The 20,706-nt window shown below is 60.6% G+C and carries 22 protein-coding genes and 1 pseudogene; 11 read left to right on the forward strand and 12 right to left on the reverse strand.

Going from position 1 to position 20,706, the window contains the following annotated elements:
• Position 1: 1 nt before the first annotated feature.
• The 8 genes from hutG (at position 2) to ACIO0C_RS26735 (ending at position 9,923) form a co-directional block, all read left to right on the forward strand.
• Positions 2-805 (forward strand): N-formylglutamate deformylase, encoded by an 804-nt coding sequence (gene hutG / locus ACIO0C_RS26700; protein WP_401316699.1) that lies wholly within the window; start codon positions 2-4, stop codon positions 803-805.
• A gap of 152 nt (positions 806-957) precedes the next feature.
• A complete protein-coding gene (pip, locus tag ACIO0C_RS26705; protein ID WP_401316702.1) occupies positions 958-1,929 on the forward strand; it encodes a prolyl aminopeptidase in 972 nt (323 codons plus the stop codon).
• On the forward strand, positions 1,926-2,363 hold the full coding sequence (gene dtd, locus ACIO0C_RS26710) for a D-aminoacyl-tRNA deacylase (protein WP_272604310.1): 438 nt from the start codon (positions 1,926-1,928) through the stop codon (positions 2,361-2,363). The genes pip and dtd overlap by 4 nt, the downstream gene beginning before the upstream one ends.
• A 320-nt stretch (positions 2,364-2,683) precedes the next feature.
• Positions 2,684-4,501 (forward strand): glucan biosynthesis protein G, encoded by a 1,818-nt coding sequence (locus ACIO0C_RS26715; RefSeq protein WP_401316706.1) that lies wholly within the window; start codon positions 2,684-2,686, stop codon positions 4,499-4,501.
• Positions 4,494-7,064, forward strand: a complete 2,571-nt coding sequence (gene mdoH, locus ACIO0C_RS26720; protein WP_401316709.1) for a glucans biosynthesis glucosyltransferase MdoH — start codon at positions 4,494-4,496, stop codon at positions 7,062-7,064. The genes ACIO0C_RS26715 and mdoH overlap by 8 nt, the downstream gene beginning before the upstream one ends.
• A 229-nt stretch (positions 7,065-7,293) precedes the next feature.
• Positions 7,294-8,091 (forward strand): transporter substrate-binding domain-containing protein, encoded by a 798-nt coding sequence (locus tag ACIO0C_RS26725; protein ID WP_060542934.1) that lies wholly within the window; start codon positions 7,294-7,296, stop codon positions 8,089-8,091.
• 145 nt (positions 8,092-8,236) lie between these two features.
• Entirely contained in the window at positions 8,237-9,196 is a 960-nt protein-coding gene (locus tag ACIO0C_RS26730; RefSeq protein ID WP_401316713.1) for an amino acid ABC transporter permease, read from the forward strand.
• Positions 9,189-9,923 (forward strand): amino acid ABC transporter ATP-binding protein, encoded by a 735-nt coding sequence (locus ACIO0C_RS26735; RefSeq protein WP_401316716.1) that lies wholly within the window; start codon positions 9,189-9,191, stop codon positions 9,921-9,923. Before ACIO0C_RS26730 ends, ACIO0C_RS26735 begins: the two co-directional genes overlap by 8 nt.
• Before the next feature lie 70 nt (positions 9,924-9,993).
• Here the strand turns inward: ACIO0C_RS26735 and ACIO0C_RS26740 are convergent, their stop codons facing one another.
• From ACIO0C_RS26740 to ubiE, 11 genes and pseudogenes are all read right to left on the reverse strand, one after another.
• Positions 9,994-10,857 (reverse strand): methyl-accepting chemotaxis protein, encoded by an 864-nt coding sequence (locus ACIO0C_RS26740; RefSeq protein ID WP_401316781.1) that lies wholly within the window; start codon positions 10,855-10,857, stop codon positions 9,994-9,996.
• A pseudogene (locus ACIO0C_RS26745) lies at positions 10,849-11,910 on the reverse strand (methyl-accepting chemotaxis protein); the annotation flags it as partial. The gene ACIO0C_RS26740 and the pseudogene ACIO0C_RS26745, both read right to left, overlap by 9 nt.
• Positions 11,911-12,012: 102 nt before the next feature.
• The gene (locus tag ACIO0C_RS26750; protein ID WP_401316719.1) at positions 12,013-12,720 is read right to left on the reverse strand and encodes a 16S rRNA (uracil(1498)-N(3))-methyltransferase; all 708 of its coding nucleotides are present in this window, start codon (positions 12,718-12,720) and stop codon (positions 12,013-12,015) included.
• Positions 12,717-13,511, reverse strand: a complete 795-nt coding sequence (tatC, locus tag ACIO0C_RS26755) for a twin-arginine translocase subunit TatC (protein WP_008058092.1) — start codon at positions 13,509-13,511, stop codon at positions 12,717-12,719. Before tatC ends, ACIO0C_RS26750 begins: the two co-directional genes overlap by 4 nt.
• Complete coding sequence (tatB, locus tag ACIO0C_RS26760; RefSeq protein ID WP_401316722.1) at positions 13,508-13,933, reverse strand: Sec-independent protein translocase protein TatB; 426 nt, start codon at positions 13,931-13,933, stop codon at positions 13,508-13,510. The genes tatC and tatB overlap by 4 nt, the downstream gene beginning before the upstream one ends.
• 10 nt (positions 13,934-13,943) lie before the next feature.
• The gene (locus ACIO0C_RS26765) at positions 13,944-14,216 is read right to left on the reverse strand and encodes a twin-arginine translocase TatA/TatE family subunit (protein ID WP_008058096.1); all 273 of its coding nucleotides are present in this window, start codon (positions 14,214-14,216) and stop codon (positions 13,944-13,946) included.
• Positions 14,217-14,241: 25 nt separating this feature from the next.
• On the reverse strand, positions 14,242-14,574 hold the full coding sequence (locus ACIO0C_RS26770) for a phosphoribosyl-ATP diphosphatase (protein ID WP_007899279.1): 333 nt from the start codon (positions 14,572-14,574) through the stop codon (positions 14,242-14,244).
• Complete coding sequence (gene hisI, locus ACIO0C_RS26775; RefSeq protein ID WP_401316726.1) at positions 14,567-14,968, reverse strand: phosphoribosyl-AMP cyclohydrolase; 402 nt, start codon at positions 14,966-14,968, stop codon at positions 14,567-14,569. Before hisI ends, ACIO0C_RS26770 begins: the two co-directional genes overlap by 8 nt.
• 80 nt (positions 14,969-15,048) lie before the next feature.
• Positions 15,049-16,653: a ubiquinone biosynthesis regulatory protein kinase UbiB gene (gene ubiB / locus ACIO0C_RS26780; RefSeq protein WP_401316729.1), complete on the reverse strand. Its 1,605-nt coding sequence runs from the start codon at positions 16,651-16,653 to the stop codon at positions 15,049-15,051.
• The gene (locus ACIO0C_RS26785) at positions 16,650-17,273 is read right to left on the reverse strand and encodes an SCP2 domain-containing protein (protein ID WP_401316732.1); all 624 of its coding nucleotides are present in this window, start codon (positions 17,271-17,273) and stop codon (positions 16,650-16,652) included. Before ACIO0C_RS26785 ends, ubiB begins: the two co-directional genes overlap by 4 nt.
• Entirely contained in the window at positions 17,273-18,043 is a 771-nt protein-coding gene (ubiE, locus tag ACIO0C_RS26790; RefSeq protein WP_007989286.1) for a bifunctional demethylmenaquinone methyltransferase/2-methoxy-6-polyprenyl-1,4-benzoquinol methylase UbiE, read from the reverse strand. The genes ACIO0C_RS26785 and ubiE overlap by 1 nt, the downstream gene beginning before the upstream one ends.
• A gap of 155 nt (positions 18,044-18,198) precedes the next feature.
• Between ubiE and ACIO0C_RS26795 the strand changes: the two genes are divergently transcribed.
• From ACIO0C_RS26795 to ACIO0C_RS26805, 3 genes are all read left to right on the forward strand, one after another.
• On the forward strand, positions 18,199-18,474 hold the full coding sequence (locus ACIO0C_RS26795) for a polyhydroxyalkanoic acid system family protein (RefSeq protein ID WP_401316734.1): 276 nt from the start codon (positions 18,199-18,201) through the stop codon (positions 18,472-18,474).
• Positions 18,475-18,703: 229 nt separating this feature from the next.
• Positions 18,704-19,126 (forward strand): phasin family protein, encoded by a 423-nt coding sequence (locus ACIO0C_RS26800; protein WP_401316735.1) that lies wholly within the window; start codon positions 18,704-18,706, stop codon positions 19,124-19,126.
• A gap of 10 nt (positions 19,127-19,136) precedes the next feature.
• Complete coding sequence (locus ACIO0C_RS26805) at positions 19,137-19,982, forward strand: phasin family protein (RefSeq protein WP_401316737.1); 846 nt, start codon at positions 19,137-19,139, stop codon at positions 19,980-19,982.
• A gap of 66 nt (positions 19,983-20,048) precedes the next feature.
• Here ACIO0C_RS26805 and ACIO0C_RS26810 read toward each other — a convergent pair whose 3' ends face one another.
• Entirely contained in the window at positions 20,049-20,666 is a 618-nt protein-coding gene (locus ACIO0C_RS26810; protein ID WP_180203909.1) for a TetR/AcrR family transcriptional regulator, read from the reverse strand.
• Between the last annotated feature and the right edge of the window lie 40 nt (positions 20,667-20,706).

Below are 20,706 nucleotides of genomic sequence, written 5' to 3' on the forward strand. Positions count from 1 at the left end.
TGTGGATAAGGTTCTGAACTTCAAACAAGGGCGCGTACCGCTGCTGATCAGCATGCCTCATGCCGGTGTGCGCCTGACCCCTGCAGTCGAAGCCGGGCTGATCCCCGACGCGAAAAGCTTGCCGGACACCGACTGGCACATCCCGCAGCTGTACGATTTTGCCGCCGAACTGGGTGCCAGCACCCTCGCCGCCGAATACTCGCGGTTCGTCATCGACCTGAACCGGCCATCCGACGACAAGCCTTTGTATGTTGGCGCCACCACTGGGCTGTACCCGGCGACCTTGTTCGACGGCATTCCGTTGTTCCGCGAAGGGTTGGAGCCCTCTGCGCAAGCGCGTGCAACCTATCTGGAGCAAATCTGGACGCCGTATCACAGCACCCTGCAGCAGGAGCTGGCGCGCCTCAAGGCTGAATTCGGCTATGCGCTGCTGTTCGATGCGCACTCGATCCGCTCGATCATCCCGCACCTGTTCGACGGCAAGCTGCCGGACTTCAACCTCGGAACCTTCAACGGCGCCAGTTGTGATCCGCAGCTGGCTTCGCAGCTGGAAACGATCTGCGCCGGTCACCCGGACTACAGCCATGTGCTGAACGGGCGATTCAAGGGCGGGCACATCACTCGTCACTACGGCAATCCGGCAGAAAACATTCATGCCGTGCAACTGGAGCTGGGGCAGTGCACGTATATGGAGGAGTTCGAGCCGTTCCGTTATCGGCCGGATCTGGCGGAGCCGACGCGGGTGGTGTTGAAGGAATTGCTGCAAGGCCTGCTGGCCTGGGGCGAAAAGCATTACAACGTGTAACCCTGCAACTGATCGTTCTCACGCAGAGCGTGGGAACGATAACTCTGACTCTACATGTGCATGCTCAATGACGTAATTCGGGTTTATGATGCCCAACGGCAAAATAATAGAAGTCCCCCCAGGGATGACCTCGACCCCATACGGAGTGCGCAATGCAGACTTTGTACCCGCAGATCAAACCCCACGCCCGGCACGATCTGGCCGTCGACGAGACCCACACGCTGTATGTCGACGAAAGCGGTTCACCGCAAGGTTTGCCGGTGGTGTTCATTCACGGCGGTCCCGGCGCCGGGTGTGATGCAGCGAGCCGGTGCTACTTCGATCCCAACCTGTACCGCATCGTGACATTCGATCAACGTGGTTGCGGTCGCTCCACGCCGCACGCCAGCCTGGAAAACAACACAACCTGGGATCTCGTCGCCGACCTTGAGCGAATCCGCGAGCACCTGGGCATCGACAAGTGGGTGCTATTCGGCGGTTCCTGGGGTTCGACCCTGGCGCTGGCCTACGCGCAAACCCATCCGGAGCGTGTGCATGGGCTGATCCTGCGCGGGATTTTTCTTTGCCGCCCGCAGGAAATCGAATGGTTTTATCAGGCGGGTGCCAGCCGCTTGTTCCCCGATTACTGGCAGGACTACATTGCCCCTATCCCGCAGGACGAGCGCGGCGATTTGCTCAATGCATTCCACAAACGCCTGACCGGCAACGATCAGATCGCCCAGATGCACGCGGCCAAGGCCTGGTCCACGTGGGAAGGCCGGACCGCGACCCTGCGGCCGAACCCCTTGGTGGTCGATCGTTTTTCCGAGCCCCAGCGTGCGCTATCCATCGCTCGTATCGAATGCCACTACTTCACCAACAATGCGTTCCTTGAAGCCAATCAGTTGATTCGCGACATGGACAAAATCGCTCATCTGCCCGGCGTGATCATCCATGGTCGCTATGACGTGATTTGCCCGCTGGATAACGCCTGGGAGCTACACCAGGCCTGGCCGAACAGCGAACTGCAAATCATCCGTGACGCGGGCCATGCCGCCGCTGAACCGGGGATTACCGATGCATTGGTGCGTGCTGCCGATCGGATGGCGCGGCGTTTGCTCGATCTGTCGCCTGACGAAGCATGAAGGGGCTGCTGCAACGCGTGCGCGGCGCGCGAGTCGAGGTGGCGGGGCAGGTGGTCGGTGCGGTCGACCAGGGTTTGCTGGTGCTGGTCGCGGTCGAGCCGGACGACACGCGGGCCAGCGCCGACAAACTTCTCAATAAGCTGCTTAACTATCGTGTGTTCAGCGACGCTGAGGGCAAGATGAACCTGTCCCTGGCGGATGTGGGTGGCGGGTTGCTCCTGGTCTCGCAGTTCACCCTGGCCGCCGACACCAAGAGCGGGTTGCGCCCGAGTTTTTCGACCGCGGCCCCTCCGGCCTTGGGCGAAGAGCTGTTCGACTATTTATTAAGCAAAGCGAAACAGGTGCATGGCACTGTGGCATCAGGTAGATTCGGCGCGGATATGCAGGTGCACCTGGTCAATGACGGCCCGGTTACCTTCCTGTTACAGACCTGAAAGCGCTTGAAACAACTTTTTAAGCGCTTTTCGGCCGAAAACAGGCGTTTTCCCCAATAAATACTTTGTTACCCCTGATGCGTTGTAACGCGGCCTACTAGATAATCGCGCGCTACGGGGATCAGCGTTCGTTGGTCCATTTTGACTTAGGTAGAGACTTGTCCGGAACCGATTGGGGAATCATTTTGCCCCAGCGGAGTCGGAACAATGCTCGCCAACTTGGCAAGAGTGGTCCGCAGGGTCGGTTTTTTCGTACCGGATACCTGCTGGCCCTTTAACTGGCCGTTGGTTTTTTGATCTGTTTTCGGCGAGGGTTGCTCGTGATTGTTAGTCCCTGTAACGCACCAAAATTGACTGCCAAACGGTTTCGTAGCGCATTGGTAGCGGGCTCGGCACTCCTGTGCCTGCTCAGCGCCGGCCAGCTTTGGGCATTCAGTCTGGATGATGTATCGGTCAAGGCAAAAGAGCTGGCCGGGCAAAAGTACGAAGCTCCGCGCAGTAACCTGCCGAACGAATTTCGCGAGATGAAATTCGCCGACTATCAGAAAATCCGCTTCCTGACTGAAAAAGCCGAATGGGCCGATCAGAAGACCCCGTTCAAGCTGTCGTTCTATCACCAGGGTATGCATTTTGATACGCCGGTGAAAATCAACGAAATCACGGCGAACACCGTCGAAGAGATCAAGTACGACCCGAGTCGTTTCGATTTCGGCGACGTCAAGTTCGATCCCAAGGCCACCGAACAACTCGGTTACGCCGGTTTCCGTGTCCTGTACCCGGTCAACAAGGCTGACAAGCAAGACGAAATCATGACCATGCTGGGCGCGAGTTACTTCCGCGTGGTCGGCAAGGGTCACGTCTACGGCTTGTCCGCTCGCGGCATGGCGATCGATACCGCACTGCCGTCCGGCGAAGAATTCCCGCGCTTTCGCGAGTTCTGGATTCAACAGCCGAAACCGGGCGACAAGCACCTGGTGATCTTCGCCCTGCTGGATTCGCCCCGGGCGACCGGTGCCTATCGCCTGACCCTGCGTCCAGGCAGCGACACCATCGTCGACGTCAAGGCGCAGATGTTCCTGCGTGACAAGGTCGGCAAACTGGGCATCGCGCCACTGACCAGCATGTTCCTGTTCGGCGCCAACCAGCCGTCGAAAGTCCTCAACTACCGTCGTGAGCTGCACGACTCCAGCGGTCTGGCGATCCATGCCGGCAACGGCGAGTGGATCTGGCGTCCGCTGAACAACCCGAAACACCTGGCGGTGAGCAACTTCTCGGTCGAGAACCCGCGTGGCTTCGGCTTGCTGCAACGTGGTCGTGATTTCAGCCACTACGAAGACCTCGACGACCGCTACGACAAGCGTCCAAGCGCCTGGATCGAGCCGAAAGGCGACTGGGGCAAGGGCACCGTCGATCTGGTCGAGATTCCGACCGCCGACGAAACCAACGACAATATCGTGGCTTTCTGGAGCCCGGAAAAAATGCCGGAGCCAGGCCAGCCGTTGGACTTCGCCTATCGCATGCACTGGACCATGGACGAAGCGGCGCTGCACGCACCGGACAGTGCCTGGGTCAGTCAGACCCTGAAATCCACCGGCGACGTGAAACAGTCCAACCTGATTCGTCAGCCGGATGGCAGCGTTGCCTATCTGGTGGACTTCGAAGGTCCGTCCCTGGCGGCACTGGCACCAGATACGGACGTGCGCAGTCAGGTCAGCGTCGGCGAGAACGCCGAGCTGGTCGAGAACAGCGTGCGCTACAACCCTGAAACCAAGGGCTGGCGCCTGACGTTGCGCATGAAGATCAAGGACCCGAGCAAGTCCACCGAGATGCGTGCAGCACTTGTGCAGAACATCGTGCCTGCGGATCTGGCCAAGACTTCGATTCCAGCATCCACCTCTTCCGTGGCCAAGGCCGACAAGGTTGCCGCCAAGCAAGCGGAGAAAGCGGACAAGGAAGCGAAGGCCGCCGAGGCCAAACAGGCCGAAGCCAAGCCAGTTGCAGATGCCAAGGACAAGGCGAACAACAACGACGTCAAGCAGCCCGCTGCTGCCGACGCGGTCCCAGCCACACCGGAATCGGCACCGACTGAAGAAGTCCTGACCGAGACCTGGAGCTACCAGTTGCCTGCCGATGAGTAATTCTCAAGTACAGCCAGAGACTCTGTCCGAGTACCTGGCACATCTGCCGATGACCGACCAGCAGCGCGCGGAACTCGCGGGCTGCAGGTCCTTCAGTGAACTGCATGAGCGTCTGTCGTCGCAGGCGTTCGACGCGCCAACCGAGGCCGCCCAGGCCTCGGTTGGCGCGCGCCTGACCCTGAGCACCGCCGAAGAGTTGCAGGACGCTGAAATGCTGGCGCTCGACGCCAGTGGTCGCGTCTGCCTGAAGGCCACCCCGCCGATTCGTCGGACCAAGGTCGTGCCGGAGCCGTGGCGTACCAATATCCTGGTGCGCGGCTGGCGGCGTATGACCGGTCGCACCAATCCGCCGAAGCCGCCGAAAGACGAGAACGTACTGCCGGCGGCGCGCTGGCGCACGGTCGGTTCGATCCGTCGCTACATTCTGCTGGTACTGATGCTCGGCCAGACCATTGTCGCCGGCTGGTACATGAAAGGCATCATGCCGTACCAGGGCTGGTCGTTCGTCGACCTTGATGAAGTCCTGCACCAACCGCTGCTGCAAACCGCCACGCAAGTGCTGCCGTACGCCTTGCAGACCAGTATCCTGATCCTGTTCGGGATTCTGTTCTGCTGGGTTTCGGCCGGTTTCTGGACCGCGCTGATGGGCTTCCTCGAGTTGCTCACCGGTCACGATAAATACCGCATCTCCGGCAAAAGCGCCGGCAACGAGCCGATTCCGAAGGATGCGCGCACCGCGCTGGTGATGCCGATCTGTAACGAAGACGTGCCTCGGGTATTCGCCGGTCTGCGCGCAACGTTCGAGTCGGTAGCCGCCACGGGTGACCTGGATCGCTTTGACTTCTTCGTCCTCAGCGACAGTAACGACGCCGACATCTGCGTCGCCGAACAGCAGGCCTGGCTGGACGTCTGCCGTGAAGCCAAGGGCTTCGGCAAGATCTTCTATCGCCGCCGTCGTCGTCGTGTGAAACGTAAAAGCGGCAACCTCGACGACTTCTGCCGTCGCTGGGGTGGTGACTACAAGTACATGGTTGTGCTCGACGCCGACTCGGTAATGAGCGGCGAGTGCCTGACCAGTCTGGTACGCCTGATGGAAGCCACGCCGGACGCCGGGATCATCCAGACCGCGCCACGTGCGTCGGGCATGGACACCCTGTATGCGCGCATGCAGCAGTTCGCCACCCGCGTGTACGGTCCGCTGTTCACCGCCGGCCTGCACTTCTGGCAGTTGGGCGAATCCCACTATTGGGGCCACAACGCGATCATCCGCATGAAGCCGTTTATCGAGCACTGCGCCTTGGCGCCGTTGCCGGGCAAAGGCGCGTTCGCCGGTGCGATCCTGTCCCACGACTTCGTCGAAGCCGCGCTGATGCGCCGTGCCGGTTGGGGCGTGTGGATTGCCTACGACTTGCCGGGCAGCTATGAAGAATTGCCGCCGAACCTGCTGGATGAACTCAAGCGTGACCGTCGCTGGTGCCACGGCAACCTGATGAACTTCCGCCTGTTCCTGGTCAAGGGCATGCACCCGGTGCACCGTGCGGTGTTCCTGACCGGCGTGATGTCCTACCTGTCGGCGCCGTTGTGGTTCTTCTTCCTCGTGCTGTCGACGGCGCTGCTGGCGGTTAACACGCTGATGGAGCCGCAATACTTCCTCGAACCGCGCCAGCTCTATCCGCTGTGGCCACAATGGCACCCGGACAAGGCGATCGCGCTGTTCTCGACCACGATCGTATTGCTGTTCCTGCCGAAGCTGTTGAGCATCATCCTGATCTGGGCCAAGGGCGCGAAAGAGTTCGGTGGCAAGTTCAAGGTGACGCTTTCGATGCTGCTGGAGATGCTGTTCTCCATGCTGCTGGCGCCAGTGCGGATGATTTTCCACACCCGTTTCGTCCTCGCCGCGTTCCTCGGCTGGGCCGCGACCTGGAACTCGCCGCAGCGTGACGACGACTCCACGCCATGGAGCGAAGCGGTCAAGCGCCACGGTCCGCAGACCCTGCTGGGTTTCTTCTGGGCACTGTTGGTGATCTGGCTGAACCCGAGCTTCCTGTGGTGGCTGGTACCGATTGTCGGTTCGTTGATGTTGTCGATCCCTGTGTCGGTGATTTCCAGCCGTGTCGGCCTGGGTCTCAAGTCCCGCGACGAGAGCCTGTTCCTGATCCCTGAGGAATACAATCCGCCGCAGGCACTGCTGGCCACCGACCAGTACACCCACGAAAACCGCTGGCATGCGCTGAACGACGGCTTCGTCCGTTCGGTGGTCGATCCACAGCAGAACGCCCTGGCGTGTTCGCTGGCGACCTCGCGTCACCGTGAGGCCGAGCCGATCGAATGGCTGCGGGTCGAGCGAGTGCGCCACGCCATGAAGGTCGGGCCTGAAGGCCTGACCAACAATGAGCGTGTACAGCTGCTGAGCGACCCGGTGGCATTGGCTCGCTTGCATGAGCAAGTCTGGAGCGAAGGTCACCCCGAGTGGCTGGGTGCGTGGCGCAAGTCGGTTCAGGCCGACCCCCATGCACCGCTGTTGCCGCTCAAGCCGCTGAGCGTCCAGCCTCAGTTGGCGTGATTAAGAGCCCCGCTGGCTGGCGGGGCTGATCGTTCCCACGCAGAGCGTGGGAACGATAGGGATCAGGATCACCAACAATTCCCACGCAAACCCTTGTGCTATCAGGCAGGTGCGTTAGCATCCGTCCCCGAATTGGTGCGCCCGGACTGTTTTGTGTCCGTATCTGTCTGTTTTCCTTGGAAAACTGTCGATTTCGCGCCGCAAACGCAATGGTTTTGGGGACTTGAAGATGAAGAAGTATCTGTCGATGCTGCTGGTCGGCGTCACGGCATTGGTTGCAGTCAGCGCGGCGCAGGCCGGTGCCATCGATGACGCGGTCAAGCGCGGCACCTTGAAAGTCGGCATGGACCCGACCTACATGCCGTTCGAAATGACCAACAAACGCGGCGAGATCATCGGTTTCGAAGTCGACATCCTCAAGGCCATGACCAAGGCCATGGGCGTCAAGCTGGAGTTGGTGTCCACTGGGTACGACGGCATCATCCCGGCCTTGTTGACCGACAAGTTCGACATGATCGGTAGCGGCATGACCCTGACCCAGGAACGCAACCTGCGCCTGAACTTCAGTGAACCGTTCATCGTGGTCGGCCAGACCCTGCTGATCCGCAAGGAACTGGAAGGCACCATCAAGTCCTACAAAGACCTGAACACCGCTGACTACCGCATCACCTCCAAGCTGGGTACCACCGGCGAAATGGTCGCTAAAAAGCTGATCTCCAAAGCCAAATACCACGGCTACGACAATGAACAGGAAGCCGTGCTCGATGTAGTCAACGGCAAGGCCGACGCCTTCATCTACGACGCACCTTACAACGTTGTCGCCGTGAACAAGGTCGGCAACGGCAAGCTGGTGTTCCTCGACAAGCCGTTCACCTACGAGCCGCTGGCGTTCGGGCTGAAGAAGGGTGACTACGACAGCATCAACTTCATCAACAACTTCCTGCACCAGATCCACGAAGACGGCACCTACGATCGCATCCATGACAAGTGGTTCAAAGACACCGCTTGGCAGAAGGACATGGAGTAAGGCTCGGTCAGATACTTGATCGTTCCCACGCTCTGCGTGGGAATGCCGCCCGGGACGCTCCGCGTCCCTTCGCAAGCGTGACGCAGAGCGTCACAGGATGCATTCCCACGCAGAGCGTGGGAACGAGCGAATCAGAGAAGCGTTCATGAAACAGAAAAAAGCCCAATGGCCCTGGCACGTGCTGACCGTGCTGGTGCTGATCGGCCTGGCCGGCGCGTTGTATTACGCCACCTCGCTGATGTCCTACGAATGGCGTTGGAACCGCGTACCGCAGTACTTCGCCTACCACGCCGAAGAGCCCCAGCGCGCCGCCGACATCTCCACCGTCAGCGAACTGGTGCGCAAGGGCGACAAGGCTGAAGTCACCCTGCGCAACGACGTCGGCGACGAGCAACACCTGGCTGTCGATGACAACAGCCTGCGAGTCGCCCAAGGCGATGACGTGGCCGAAGGCGATGTGATCGGTGTCACCCGTCACTGGGCCGCCGGGCCACTGTTGTGGGGGCTGTGGACCACGCTGTGGCTGTCGGTAGTGTCTGGTGTGCTCGGCCTGTTGATCGGCCTGGCAACAGGCCTGTGCCGGCTGTCGAACAACCCGACCCTGCGCGATCTCTCGACCATTTACGTCGAGCTGGTGCGCGGTACGCCGCTGCTGGTACAGATCTTCATTTTCTATTTCTTCATCGGCACCGTGATGAACCTTTCCCGGGAGTTCGCCGGGATCGCCGCATTGTCGCTGTTCACCGGCGCCTATGTCGCAGAGATCATCCGCTCCGGCGTGCAGTCGATTGCCCGTGGCCAGAACGAAGCCGCGCGTTCCCTGGGTTTGAGCGCGGGGCAGTCGATGCGTCATGTGGTGTTGCCGCAAGCGTTCAAGCGCGTACTGCCGCCGCTGGCCGGGCAGTTCATCAGCCTGGTGAAAGACACGTCGCTGGTGTCGGTGATCGCGATTACCGAACTGCTCAAAAGCGGTCGCGAAGTCATCACTACCTCGTTCTCGCCGTTCGAAATCCTGTTCTGCGTCGCCGGCCTGTACCTATTGATCAACCTGCCGCTGTCGAAAATCGCCAGTCGGCTTGAGCGGAGGCTCGCGCAAAGTGATTGAAGTCCGCGATCTGGTAAAAGTCTACGACACCCGTGGTCACGTGGTGCGCGCGGTGGATAACGTCTCCACCAACGTTGCCATGGGCGAAGTGCTGGTGGTGATCGGTCCGTCCGGTTCCGGCAAGTCGACCTTCCTGCGCTGCCTCAATGGCCTTGAAGAATTCGACTCGGGCTCGGTGAGCATCGACGGCCTGCAACTTGCCGACCCGAAAACCGACGTGAACGCCTATCGCCGCGAAGTCGGCATGGTGTTCCAGCACTTCAACCTGTTCCCGCACATGACCGTGCTGGAAAACCTCTGCCTGGCGCAGAAAGTCGTGCGCAAGCGCGGCAAGAAAGAGCGCGAGGCCAAGGCCATGGCGCTGCTGGAAAAGGTCGGGATCGCGCAGAAAGCCAACGAATTTCCCTCGCGGCTGTCCGGCGGCCAGCAACAGCGGGTAGCAATTGCCAGGGCGCTGGCGATGGAACCGAAGGTCATGCTGTTCGATGAGCCGACCTCCGCGCTGGACCCGGAAATGGTCGGGGAGGTGCTGGATGTGATGAAAAACCTGGCTGTGGAAGGCATGACCATGGTCTGCGTTACCCATGAAATGGGTTTTGCGCGGGAAGTGGCGGACCGGGTTTTGTTCTTTGACCATGGCAAGCTGCTTGAAGACGCTTCGCCGGCAGCGTTCTTCGATGCGCCGAAGGATCCGCGGGCTCAGGCGTTCCTGCGGCAGGTCCTGTAACTGCGGCGCCTTTCAGATCGCTTTCGCGAGCAAGCCTCGGTCGCAGCCGGACCGAGGCATTTGCATCACCTCAAACCCTGAACTTGCCCACCAGCATCTGCAAATGCGTCCCCAATCGCGCCAGTTCGATGCTGGACGCCGCCGTCTCTTCACTCGCAGCCGACGTCTGGTCCGACACATCGCGCACGTTCAGCACGCTACGGTTGATCTCTTCGGCGACGGCACTCTGCTGTTCTGCGGCGGCGGCAATCTGCTGGTTCATCGCCTGGATTGCCGACACCGTACGGGTGATGTTCTCCAAAGAGCCGCCGGCGCGACGAGTCAGCTCCACGCTGCTGTCGGTCAGGGCGCGACTGTTGTCCATGATGCTTGCCACTTGTTGCGTGCCGTTTTGCAGGCCGATGATCAGCTCTTCGATCTCTTCGGTGGACTTCTGGGTGCGTTGCGCCAGGCTGCGCACTTCATCGGCGACCACCGCGAAACCACGTCCGGCTTCGCCGGCACGGGCGGCTTCAATGGCCGCGTTGAGCGCCAGCAGGTTGGTTTGCTGGGCGACGGACTTGATCACGTCGAGCACGCTGCCGATCTTGTCGCTTTCGCGCTTGAGCTCGCCCATGGCCTCGGTGGAGTGACTCACTTCCAGGGCCAGGCGCTCGATCTGCGCGATGGCTTCTCCCACCACCTTGTCTCCTTCGCGGGCCTGTTGATCGGCGGCGACCGCGGCTTCGGAGGCTTCCTCGGCGTTGCGCGCGACCTCCTGCACCGTGGCGGTCATTTCATTCATGGCGGTGGCCACCTGGTCGGTTTCGACCTTCTGGTTGGTGACGCCGGCGCTGGTTTGTTCGGTGACGGCGGACAGTTCCTCGGCGGCGCTGGCAATTTGTGTAACGCCGTCGCTGATGCCGCCAATCAGTTCACGCAGGCCCTGGGTCATGCTCTGGATGGCCCGTTGCAGCTGGCCAAGTTCGTCCTGGCGCTTGGAGAGCAGGTTGTGGGTCAGGTCGCCGGCAGCGATGCGCTCGGCCGCCTTGAGGGTCTGGTTCAGCGGAATCACGATCTGCCGGGTGATGGCCCAGGCGGCAAACAGGCCAAAGACCAGCGCCAGGACGGTGGCCAGCAACAGCATGTTCTTGGCGTGCGCCACGTCGGTATCGCGCACCAGGGTTTGTGAGGCGGTGAGCTTCTGGCTGACCTCGAGGAGGATTTCGCCCTGGGCGGCCATGCGTTTGAACGCTTCGGCGCTGGCGGTCTGGGAATCGCGGTACTGGCTGACCGCGGCGCGGTAGGCCTTGAGCGAATCGGTCGCTTGCTGCAGGTTACCAATGTGTTGTTCCGGCAGTTTCGACGGCAGGCTTTGCAGATATTTCAGGGCGTTGTCGATGGCATCCAGTGCCGGTTGCTCGGCCTCGGCCTTGGCGCTGTAGGTGTAGCCACGCACCTGGAAGCGCGCTTGCTGGATCAGTTTGCTGAGGTCGATCACGCTGTTGAACTGCGCCACGCTGTCGCCTTGCAGCATGGATTGTTCGACTTCAGCGACTTTGGCCACGGCATTGTCGGCGGTGGCGCCCAGTTTGCTGCGGGCGTCTTCGCGGTTGGCGGTGATCTGGGTCATGGAGGCGAAGGCTTGCTTGTATTGGCTGACGGCTGCCAATTGCTGGTCGACCATGGCCACGTCGGCAGGCTGCTCGATCATCCGGCGAGCCGCTTGCAGGCTGGTGTCTAGCTTGCCCAGCAAGTCATTGACGGCACCGGGGCCTTGTTCGCCGCGGCGCATTTCGTAGTCCAGGCGGGCGATGCGCAGGTCTTTGGTCATCCCGTTGATATCGGAAATGAACCCCAGCGTATCACCGCGACGGGTGACGTCGCTCAGGCCGGTCCAGCCGGTGAAGGTGATCAGCATCGTCAGCAGCAGCACAAGACCGAAGCCGACACCCAGCTTGCGGTTTACGCTTACGTTCCCCAGTTTATCGGCTAGCGATTGGTACATGCTGCAGCTCCCTTGGACCACACATTGGTTTCATGGGAGGTGTATCGGCTGCAGGTCGGCAATCTATAGGCGCTATCTGACAAGCGGGTAGGCGCTGCGTTTTTAGAAAAGGCGTGCCAGCAGCGCGGTAACGGCGGTTTCCACGCGCAGGATGCGCTCGCCCAGCTGCACCGGTTGCAGGCCGGATTTGCCCAGCAAGTCGATCTCGTACGGGATCCAGCCACCTTCCGGGCCGATGGCAAGGGTCACGGGCTCGGTCAGGGCGCGGGGGCAGGGCGGGTACTGGCCTGGATGGCCAACCAGGCCGAGGGTGCCTTCGGTGATGGCAGGAAGGCGATCTTCGACAAACGGCTTGAAGCGTTTCTCGATCACGACTTGCGGCAGCATGCTGTCCCTGGCCTGTTCGAGGCCAAGGATCAATTGCTCGCGAATGGCCTCGGGCTCCAGGAACGGGGTCTGCCAGAAGCTCTTCTCGACGCGATAGCTGTTTACCAGCACGACCCGCGGCACACCCATGGCCGCGACGGTCTGGAACACCCTGCGCAGCATCTTGGGCCGCGGCAGGGCCAGGACCAGGGTCAGCGGCAGCTTGGCGGGCGGAGGCTGGTCGAGGGTGACGCGCAGTTCCGCCTCGTTTCGGTCCAGGCGCAAGACTTCGGCCGAGCCCATCAAGCCGTTGATGCGGCCGACACGCATGCTGTCACCGACTTCACAGCGATGGACTTCCTGCATGTGGGTCAACCGCCGATCACGCAGCACAACCCGGTCGGCCGCAATGAAGTCGGCCTCTTCAAGGAGCAGCAGGTTCACGGTTGGGTCGCTGGCGGCTGGTCGTTGTTATCGTCGGCAGGCTGGTCGTCCGGATGCTCGCCGCGCTTGCTGATCAGGCTGCCAAACAGGATGCCGATTTCAAACAGCAGCCACATCGGTACCGCCAACAGGGTCTGCGAGAAGATGTCCGGCGGGGTCAGGATCATGCCGACCACGAAGCAGCCGATGATCACGTACGGGCGGATTTTCTTCAGGTACTTGACGTCGACCACGCCGATCCACACCAGCAGTACCACGGCCACCGGGATTTCGAACGCCACGCCGAAGGCGAAGAACAGCGTCATCACGAAATCGAGGTAGCTGGTGATGTCGGTCATCATTTCCACACCGGCCGGGGTGGCGGCGGCGAAGAATTTGAAGATCAGCGGGAACACCAGGAAATAGGCGAATGCCATGCCGGCGTAGAACAGCACGATGCTCGAGCACAGCAAGGGAACGGCAATGCGCTTCTCGTGCTTGTACAGGCCCGGTGCGATGAAGCCCCAGATCTGGTGCAGGATTACCGGGATCGCCAGGAACAGCGACACCATCATGGTCAGCTTCAGTGGCGTCAGGAACGGCGACGACACATCCGTGGCAATCATCGTCGCACCGGCTGGCAGGTAGGCCCGCAGCGGGGTCGAGACGAAGGTGTAGATCTGCTGGGTAAAGGCGAACAGCCCGGCAAAGATGATGAAGATCGCCGCTACGCAGCGCAGCAGGCGGGTGCGCAACTCGGTGAGGTGCGAAACCAGCGGCATGTGCTGGTCGTTTTCTGGAAGATCGCTCATGGGGCTCGCGGCGGCAGTGTTGGGTCATGAGGGGCCGACGCAACGGGCGCAGCCGCAGGTGTAACGGGGGCGGCCGGCGTCGCTGCGACAGGTGCAGCTGCGACAGGCGCAGGTGCAACGAGAGGCGCATCAATCGTCGGCGATGCCACAGGCTCGACAGGTGTCGGTTGCTGTTGGGTCGGCGAGAAGATCTTGCGGGCCTCCTGCTCAAGCGACAGGATGTGCTCGTTGTGCAGTTGCCGACGAATCTCGTCGGCACCGATTTCACGCTCAACTTCCTGTTTGATTGCATTGAAGCTGCGCTTGAGACGCCCGACCCACAGGCCGGCGGTGCGCGCAGCGCCCGGCAGGCGCTCGGGGCCCAGCACCAGCAGGGCGACGAGGCCAACGAGCAGCAGTTCAGAGAAGCTGATACCAAACATTAGTCAGTGCTCACGAGTCTTTGCGGATCGGCTCTTCGACTTTCTGTGCCTGCACGTCGATGGTGTGCGGCTGGTTCACGGAGGCCTGCGGCTGAACCGGTGGCACCGGTTGGGCCGGAGTCGCTGTCGGATCGGCCGGTTTTTCGTCGTCGTTCATGGCCTTGCGAAAGCCCTTGATCGACTCGCCGACGTCGGTGCCGAGGTTTTTCAGTTTCTTGGTGCCGAATACCAGTACGACGACTACCAGGATGACAACCCAGTGTTTCCAGTCAAAAATGCCCATGCTGCTGCTCCTCTCTAATAGTTATTCAGGCGGACGGGCGCGAGGCTTTCTCAGCGTGTCCGGACAGACCGAAGCGACGGTCCAGTTCATCGAGTACAGCCTGGGGATGCTGCCCCAATTGGGCGAGCATGACCATGCTGTGGAACCACAAATCGGCGGTTTCGTAGATCACATCGCTGCAGTCGCCGCTGATGGCGGCGTCCTTGGCGGCAATGATGGTCTCGACCGACTCTTCGCCGACTTTTTCCAGAATCTTGTTCAAGCCCTTATGGTACAGGCTGGCGACGTACGAGCTGTCGGCGGCGGCGCCTTTGCGCTCTTCCAGCACTTGGGCCAGACGGGTCAACGTGTCACTCATGATTGTGTCCTGCGCAATAGATGGCGTGCGGATCTTTCAGGACCGGGTCGACAGTCGTCCAGTCGCCGTTCTCGAAAACACGGTAGAAGCAGCTCTGGCGGCCGGTATGGCAGGCGATGTCGCCGATCTGCTCAACCATCAGGATGATCACGTCTGCGTCGCAGTCCAGGCGCATCTCATGCAGGGTTTGCACGTGGCCGGACTCTTCGCCCTTGCGCCACAGCTTGCCACGCGAGCGCGACCAGTAGATGGCGCGGTTCTCGGCAGCCGTCAGTTCCAATGCTTCGCGGTTCATCCAGGCCATCATCAGGACGCGCCCGGTCTTGTGGTCCTGGGCAATCGCCGGCACCAGGCCGTCGGCATCCCATTTGATCTCGTCCAGCCAGTTGTTCATCTTCGACTCCGACAGCAAGCCCGACACATCATTAGTCAGGCTCAACGTTGAAACAGTGTGCCAGTGCGCAGCACAACTGGCTATCGGCGAACGACCAGATACAAGCCGACCGCCATCATGATGCCCGCCGGCCAGTAGGCCAGATCGTTCAATGGCCCGCCTGCGGCGAGGATCGCGCCACCGGCCAGATGGGCCGTACCGAGCAGGCGCAGGAACCAGTCGTCGCGGCGACGGTGCCACGGGGGTGGCGGATCGCTGGCGTGGGGCTGGGACAGGCGCTCAAGCAGGTCACGGGTCATGTTGGCCAGGTGCGGGATCTGTTCGATCTGGCTCTGCACGTTGCCAAACAAGACTTTGGGGCTGACGCGCTCACGCATCCAGCGTTCGAGGAAGGGTTGCGCGGTGTTCCACAGGTCGAGGTCCGGGTACAGCTGGCGACCCAAGCCTTCGATGTTCAACAGGGTTTTCTGCAGCAGGACCAGCTGTGGTTGCACTTCCATATTGAAGCGCCGGGCTGTCTGGAACAGGCGCATCAGCACCTGGCCGAAGGAAATATCCTTTAACGGTTTTTCGAAGATCGGTTCGCAGACAGTGCGGATCGCCGCTTCGAATTCGTTGAGTTTGGTTTCTGCCGGCACCCAGCCCGAATCGATGTGCAGCTGTGCCACACGCCGGTAATCGCGCTTGAAGAACGCGAACAGGTTGCGCGCCAGGTAATCCTGGTCCTCTGGGGTGAGGCTACCGACGATACCGCAGTCGATCGCAATGTACTGCGGGCTCCACGGCTGCACGGTGCTGACGAAGATGTTGCCGGGGTGCATGTCGGCATGGAAGAAGCTGTCGCGGAACACTTGGGTGAAGAAGATCTCCACGCCGCGTTCAGCGAGCATTTTCATGTCGGTGCGCTGGTCGGCCAGGGTCGCGAGGTCGGTGACCTGGATGCCGTAGATGCGCTCCATCACCAGCACTTTCGGCCGGCACCAGTCCCAATAGACTTGTGGCACATAGAGCAGCGGCGAACCGTCGAAGTTACGTTTCAACTGGCTGGCGTTGGCCGCCTCGCGTAGCAGGTCCAGTTCGTCGTAGATGGTTTTTTCGTAGTCCTGGACCACGTCCACCGGGTGCAGCAGGCGCGCATCGGCCGAGAGTTTTTCGGCGGCGCGGGCGAGGATGAACAGCCACGCCAGATCTTGCGCGATCACCGGCTTGAGGCCCGGCCGGATCACCTTGACCACCACTTCCTCGCCGGTTTTCAGCTGCGCGGCGTGCACCTGGGCCACCGACGCCGAGGCCAGCGGTTCGACGTCGAAGCGGCTGAATACTTCACTGATTTTCTTGCCGAGCTGCTCTTCGATCAACTTGACCGACACTTGCGAGTCGAACGGCGGCACGCGGTCCTGCAGCATCATCAGCTCATCGGCGATGTCTTCGGGCAGCAGGTCGCGGCGGGTGGAGAGGATCTGCCCGAACTTGATGAAAATCGGCCCCAGGTCCTGCAACGCCAGGCGCAATCGTGCGCCACGGCTCAGGTCCAGGGTCTTGCGCGGAAACCAGCGCCACGGCAAGGCGTAACGCAGCACCAGCAGGAACCAGGGCAGCGGCAGGGCGAACAGCAGGTCATCTAGGCGGTAGCGGATCACGACGCGCTGGATGCGCAACAAACGGCGGACGGCAAGCAGCTTCATGCGTTATCGCTTGGGTCGAGGGATCGGAAAAGGCGCTCGAAACGCGCCTCGAGACGTTCCAGATCGAGTTTGATCTGGTCCAGTTCACTGAATCGGGCTTCGGCTTCGCGCTGACCGACGAGGGTGCGCGATTCTTCGGCCAGGTATTCGCCCAGGTTCTGGCCGAGGCTGGCGAACCCTTGCTGATACCAGCGGGCGCGACTGCGCAGGTGACCGCCGACCAGTTGCGTGGCAACCGGGCCTAGCCAGCGCGAGAGTTCGTACTCCCAATCCAGCTCGAGGTCCTGCAGGATGGCCGCCAGTTCCAGCAGCACCCCGCTGTCGCCGTCGAGCTCGACTTCAGGTGCATGCAGCACCGCCGTCTTGTCCTTGCTCATCGCCAGTTTCAGCAGGCTGGAGGCTGGTGCGCGCAAGGTGCAGTCGGCGCCGGTTTCCCAATGGGACGCAAGCATCAGGCCCTCATCGCTGGGCATGATGAACACTTGCAGCGCCGGGTTGCGGCAATCGACGGCAATCACTTTGCCAGCCAAATGCGCCAGCCGCGGCAGCGCCGTGCTGTCGAGACGAAGCACCCGGTTCAGGCCAAGCTCAACGCTGGCGAGCACGCCGGCGAGCAGCATCAGGGCTTGATGCCACGGTGCAGGGCGACGATGCCTGCGGTCATGTTGTGATAGGTCACACGGTCGAAACCGGCCTCGACCATCATCGACTTCAGGGTTTCCTGGTTCGGGTGCATGCGGATCGATTCGGCCAGGTAGCGGTAGCTTTCCGAGTCGTTGGTGATCAGCTTGCCCATCAGCGGCATGAAGGCGAACGAGTAGGCGTCGTAGGCTTTGGACATCAGTGCGTTGGTCGGCTTGGAGAATTCCAGCACCAGCAGTCGACCACCAGGCTTGAGCACGCGCAACATGGAGCGCAGGGCGTCTTCCTTGTGCGTCACGTTGCGCAGGCCGAAGGCGATCGTCACGCAGTCGAAATGGTTGTCCGGGAACGGCAGTTTTTCCGCATCGGCCTGGACAAATTCGACGTTGCCGGCCACACCCAGGTCCAGCAGGCGGTCACGGCCAACCTTGAGCATGGATTCGTTAATGTCGGCCAGGACTACCTGGCCGGTCGGGCCAACGAGGTGGGAGAACTTGCGGGTTAGATCGCCCGTGCCACCAGCAATGTCCAGCACCCGGTTACCGGTGCGCACACCCGACAACTCGATCGCGAAACGCTTCCACAGACGGTGCATGCCGCCCGACAGGAGGTCGTTCATCAGGTCGTACTTGGCGGCTACCGAGTGGAAAACCTCAGCGACTTTTTCCGCTTTCTGGCTTTCCGGAACGTTTTTGAAGCCGAAGTGAGTGGTGGGTTCGGCATCGCTGCCTTTGCGCTGATCAGTCATATCGCTGTCACCAAAAGAGAATGCGCGACATTCTAATCCCCAAGGGATGCTTTGTCTTGGCAAGGCTGCAGGTAAGATGGATCACCCTCGGGACGTTTTGCCGCAGCAGCGGTCAAGATTCAATGAACAAGCATTCATAAAGCAGGAGTCATTCGATGGCCCATTTTAGTGTTGAGCGTGCCCACGGCCTGGGTAGGGAAGCGGCCCGTGAGAAGGCCGACAAGCTGGCGCAAAAACTTTCCGATCAGTATGGCCTGGAGCCGCAGTGGTCCGGTGACACTCTGAACCTCAAGCGCTCCGGTGTGAAAGGTGCGGTGCATGTCACCGACGATTCGATCAAGGTCGATGTGGAACTGGGCCTGATGATGTCGGCCATGAGTGGCATGATCAAGGCCGAGATCGAGAAGGCGCTCGATAAAGCTCTCGCATAAGGCGCGCGATCTTGTAGGAGCAAGCTTGCTCGCGATGGCATCTACACGGTGTAACAGCAATACCGAGGTGCCTGCATCGCGAGCAAGCTTGCTCCTGCAGTGAGTGGCGAGGGCACCACCGGTCCATGTCAGTTGTTAGGGTGCCGTTTCTAATTTTTCTCCCTACTTTGTGCCTGAGCCCGACACTTATCCGGGCAGTTCCTCAAACCTTCTGCGCGTGAGGTGCACCATGGCCAAAGTTATTTTGAAGAAAAAAATCGACGCTTCGACGACCGCTCTGCATGACGTTAAATCGTATGCCCGCAAGATCTGGCTGGCGGGCCTGGGTGCCTACACCAAGGTCGGCCAAGAGGGTAGCGAGTACTTTCAAGAGCTGATCAAGGCTGGGCAAGCAGTTGAAACCAAAGGCAAAAAAGTAGTTGCCGAAAAGCTTGAAGCGGCCAATGCCGAGATCGATGAAGCCAAGAGTGAAGTCAGCACTTTCAAAGGCAAGGTCGAAGTTCAACTCGACAAAGTCGAGAGAGCGTTCGACTCGCGTGTCGCAAGTACCTTGAATCGTATCGGCATTCCGTCTAAACATGACGTTGAGACACTCTCTGCCAAGCTCGATGAGCTCACGGCACTGCTCGAACGCGTCGCGCGTAAATCTTAAGGAGAACGGGATGGCTGGTAAAAAGAACACCGAAAAAGACGGCAGCTCGTGGATCGGGAAAGTCGAAGACTACTCCCGCAAGATCTGGCTGGCTGGTTTGGGTGTGTACTCGAAGATCGACACTGACGGCAGCAAACTCTTCGACTCACTGGTTAAAGACGGCGAGAAAGCCGAGAAGCTCACCAAGAGCGCTGTTGGCAAGACTGTCGACGCCGCCAAGGACTCCGCTTCGTCGGCCAAGTCGCGCATCAGCGGCGTGAAAGATCGTGCACTGGGCAAGTGGGATGAACTCGAAGGTGCTTTCGACAAGCGCCTGAACAGCGCCATTTCGCGCCTGGGCGTGCCGAGCCGCAATGAAGTCAAGGCGCTGCACAGCAAGGTCGATACCCTGACCAAGCAAATCGAAAAACTCACCGGTGCCAAGGTTGCGCCTGTTGCGGCGAAAACCGCGGCAGCTAAACCGGCCGCCAAAACCGCAGCCAAGCCATTGGCCAAACCTGCTGCTAAAGCAGCTGCCAAACCGGCTGCAAAAACTGCCGCTGCCAAGCCAGCCGCTGCCAAACCAGCGGCAAAACCGGCAGCTGCTAAAACCGCCGCCAAGCCTGCAGCGAAAACCGCTGCCGCCAAACCGGCAGCCAAGCCAGCGGCAAAACCTGCTGCTGCGAAAAAACCAGCAGTGAAAAAACCGGCTGCTCCAAAAGCTGCCGCCGCCAAACCAGCAGAGGCTCCAGCCAAACCGGCAACTCCGGTAGCTTCGGCAGCTCCGGCAAGCACTGCGAACTCCGCTGCCGCGCCGACCCCTGCTGTAACCCAGACTGCCGCGCCAACTCCATCGACGCCAACCAGTCAGTCCTGATCGTTCGGGACTCTAGAAAACGCCCGGCCTGCCAAGGTCGGGCGTTTTTGTTTGAGGCTTTTGGTGTTAATGCTCTTCCAGGTATTGCAACGCCATTTGTTCAGTCGCCGCTTTGATCGGCGGCAACAAGTGCGGCGCCACCAGCATCATGATCTGGTAGACCACCAATCGCACTTCGCCTGCGCGGCCGAGTATCCGCTGATAGTCCAGTGAGAACAGCAGTGTCAGGGTGATCTGCTCCACCAGTTGCCCCAGCGCCTGGGTGTCGCTCACGAGTTGCCCCAGGGCCTTCAATCGGGCCAGCAGCGACGCCAGTGTGCGCTTGAGCGCATTGAGCAGGTTGCGAATACCCTTGGCCAGTTTGGGCAGGCGCCCGGCCAGGTTCGACAGGTCCTGGAACAGAAAGCGATAGTGGGACAGGCGTTCGACGATCAGGTGCAGGAACAGCCAGTAATCCTCAGGAGCCAGTTCGACGTCGGCCGGGGGATCGAGCAACGGGGCCAGTTCTGTCTGGAAACGTTCGAACAGGCCGAGAATCAGCGGTTCCTTGCCGTGGAAGTGGTAGTACAGATTGCCCGGGCTGATGCCCATTTCGTTGGCAACTTCCATGGTGGAAACATTCGGTTCGCCCTTCTCATTGAACAACTGCAGGGCACATTCGAGTATCCGTTCGCGGGTTTTCATCCAGTCTTCTTTTGATCGGGTCATGCCACGGCCGGTAGAG

Source organism: Pseudomonas sp. NPDC087336 (genome assembly GCF_044744285.1).
GTDB lineage: Bacteria > Pseudomonadota > Gammaproteobacteria > Pseudomonadales > Pseudomonadaceae > Aquipseudomonas.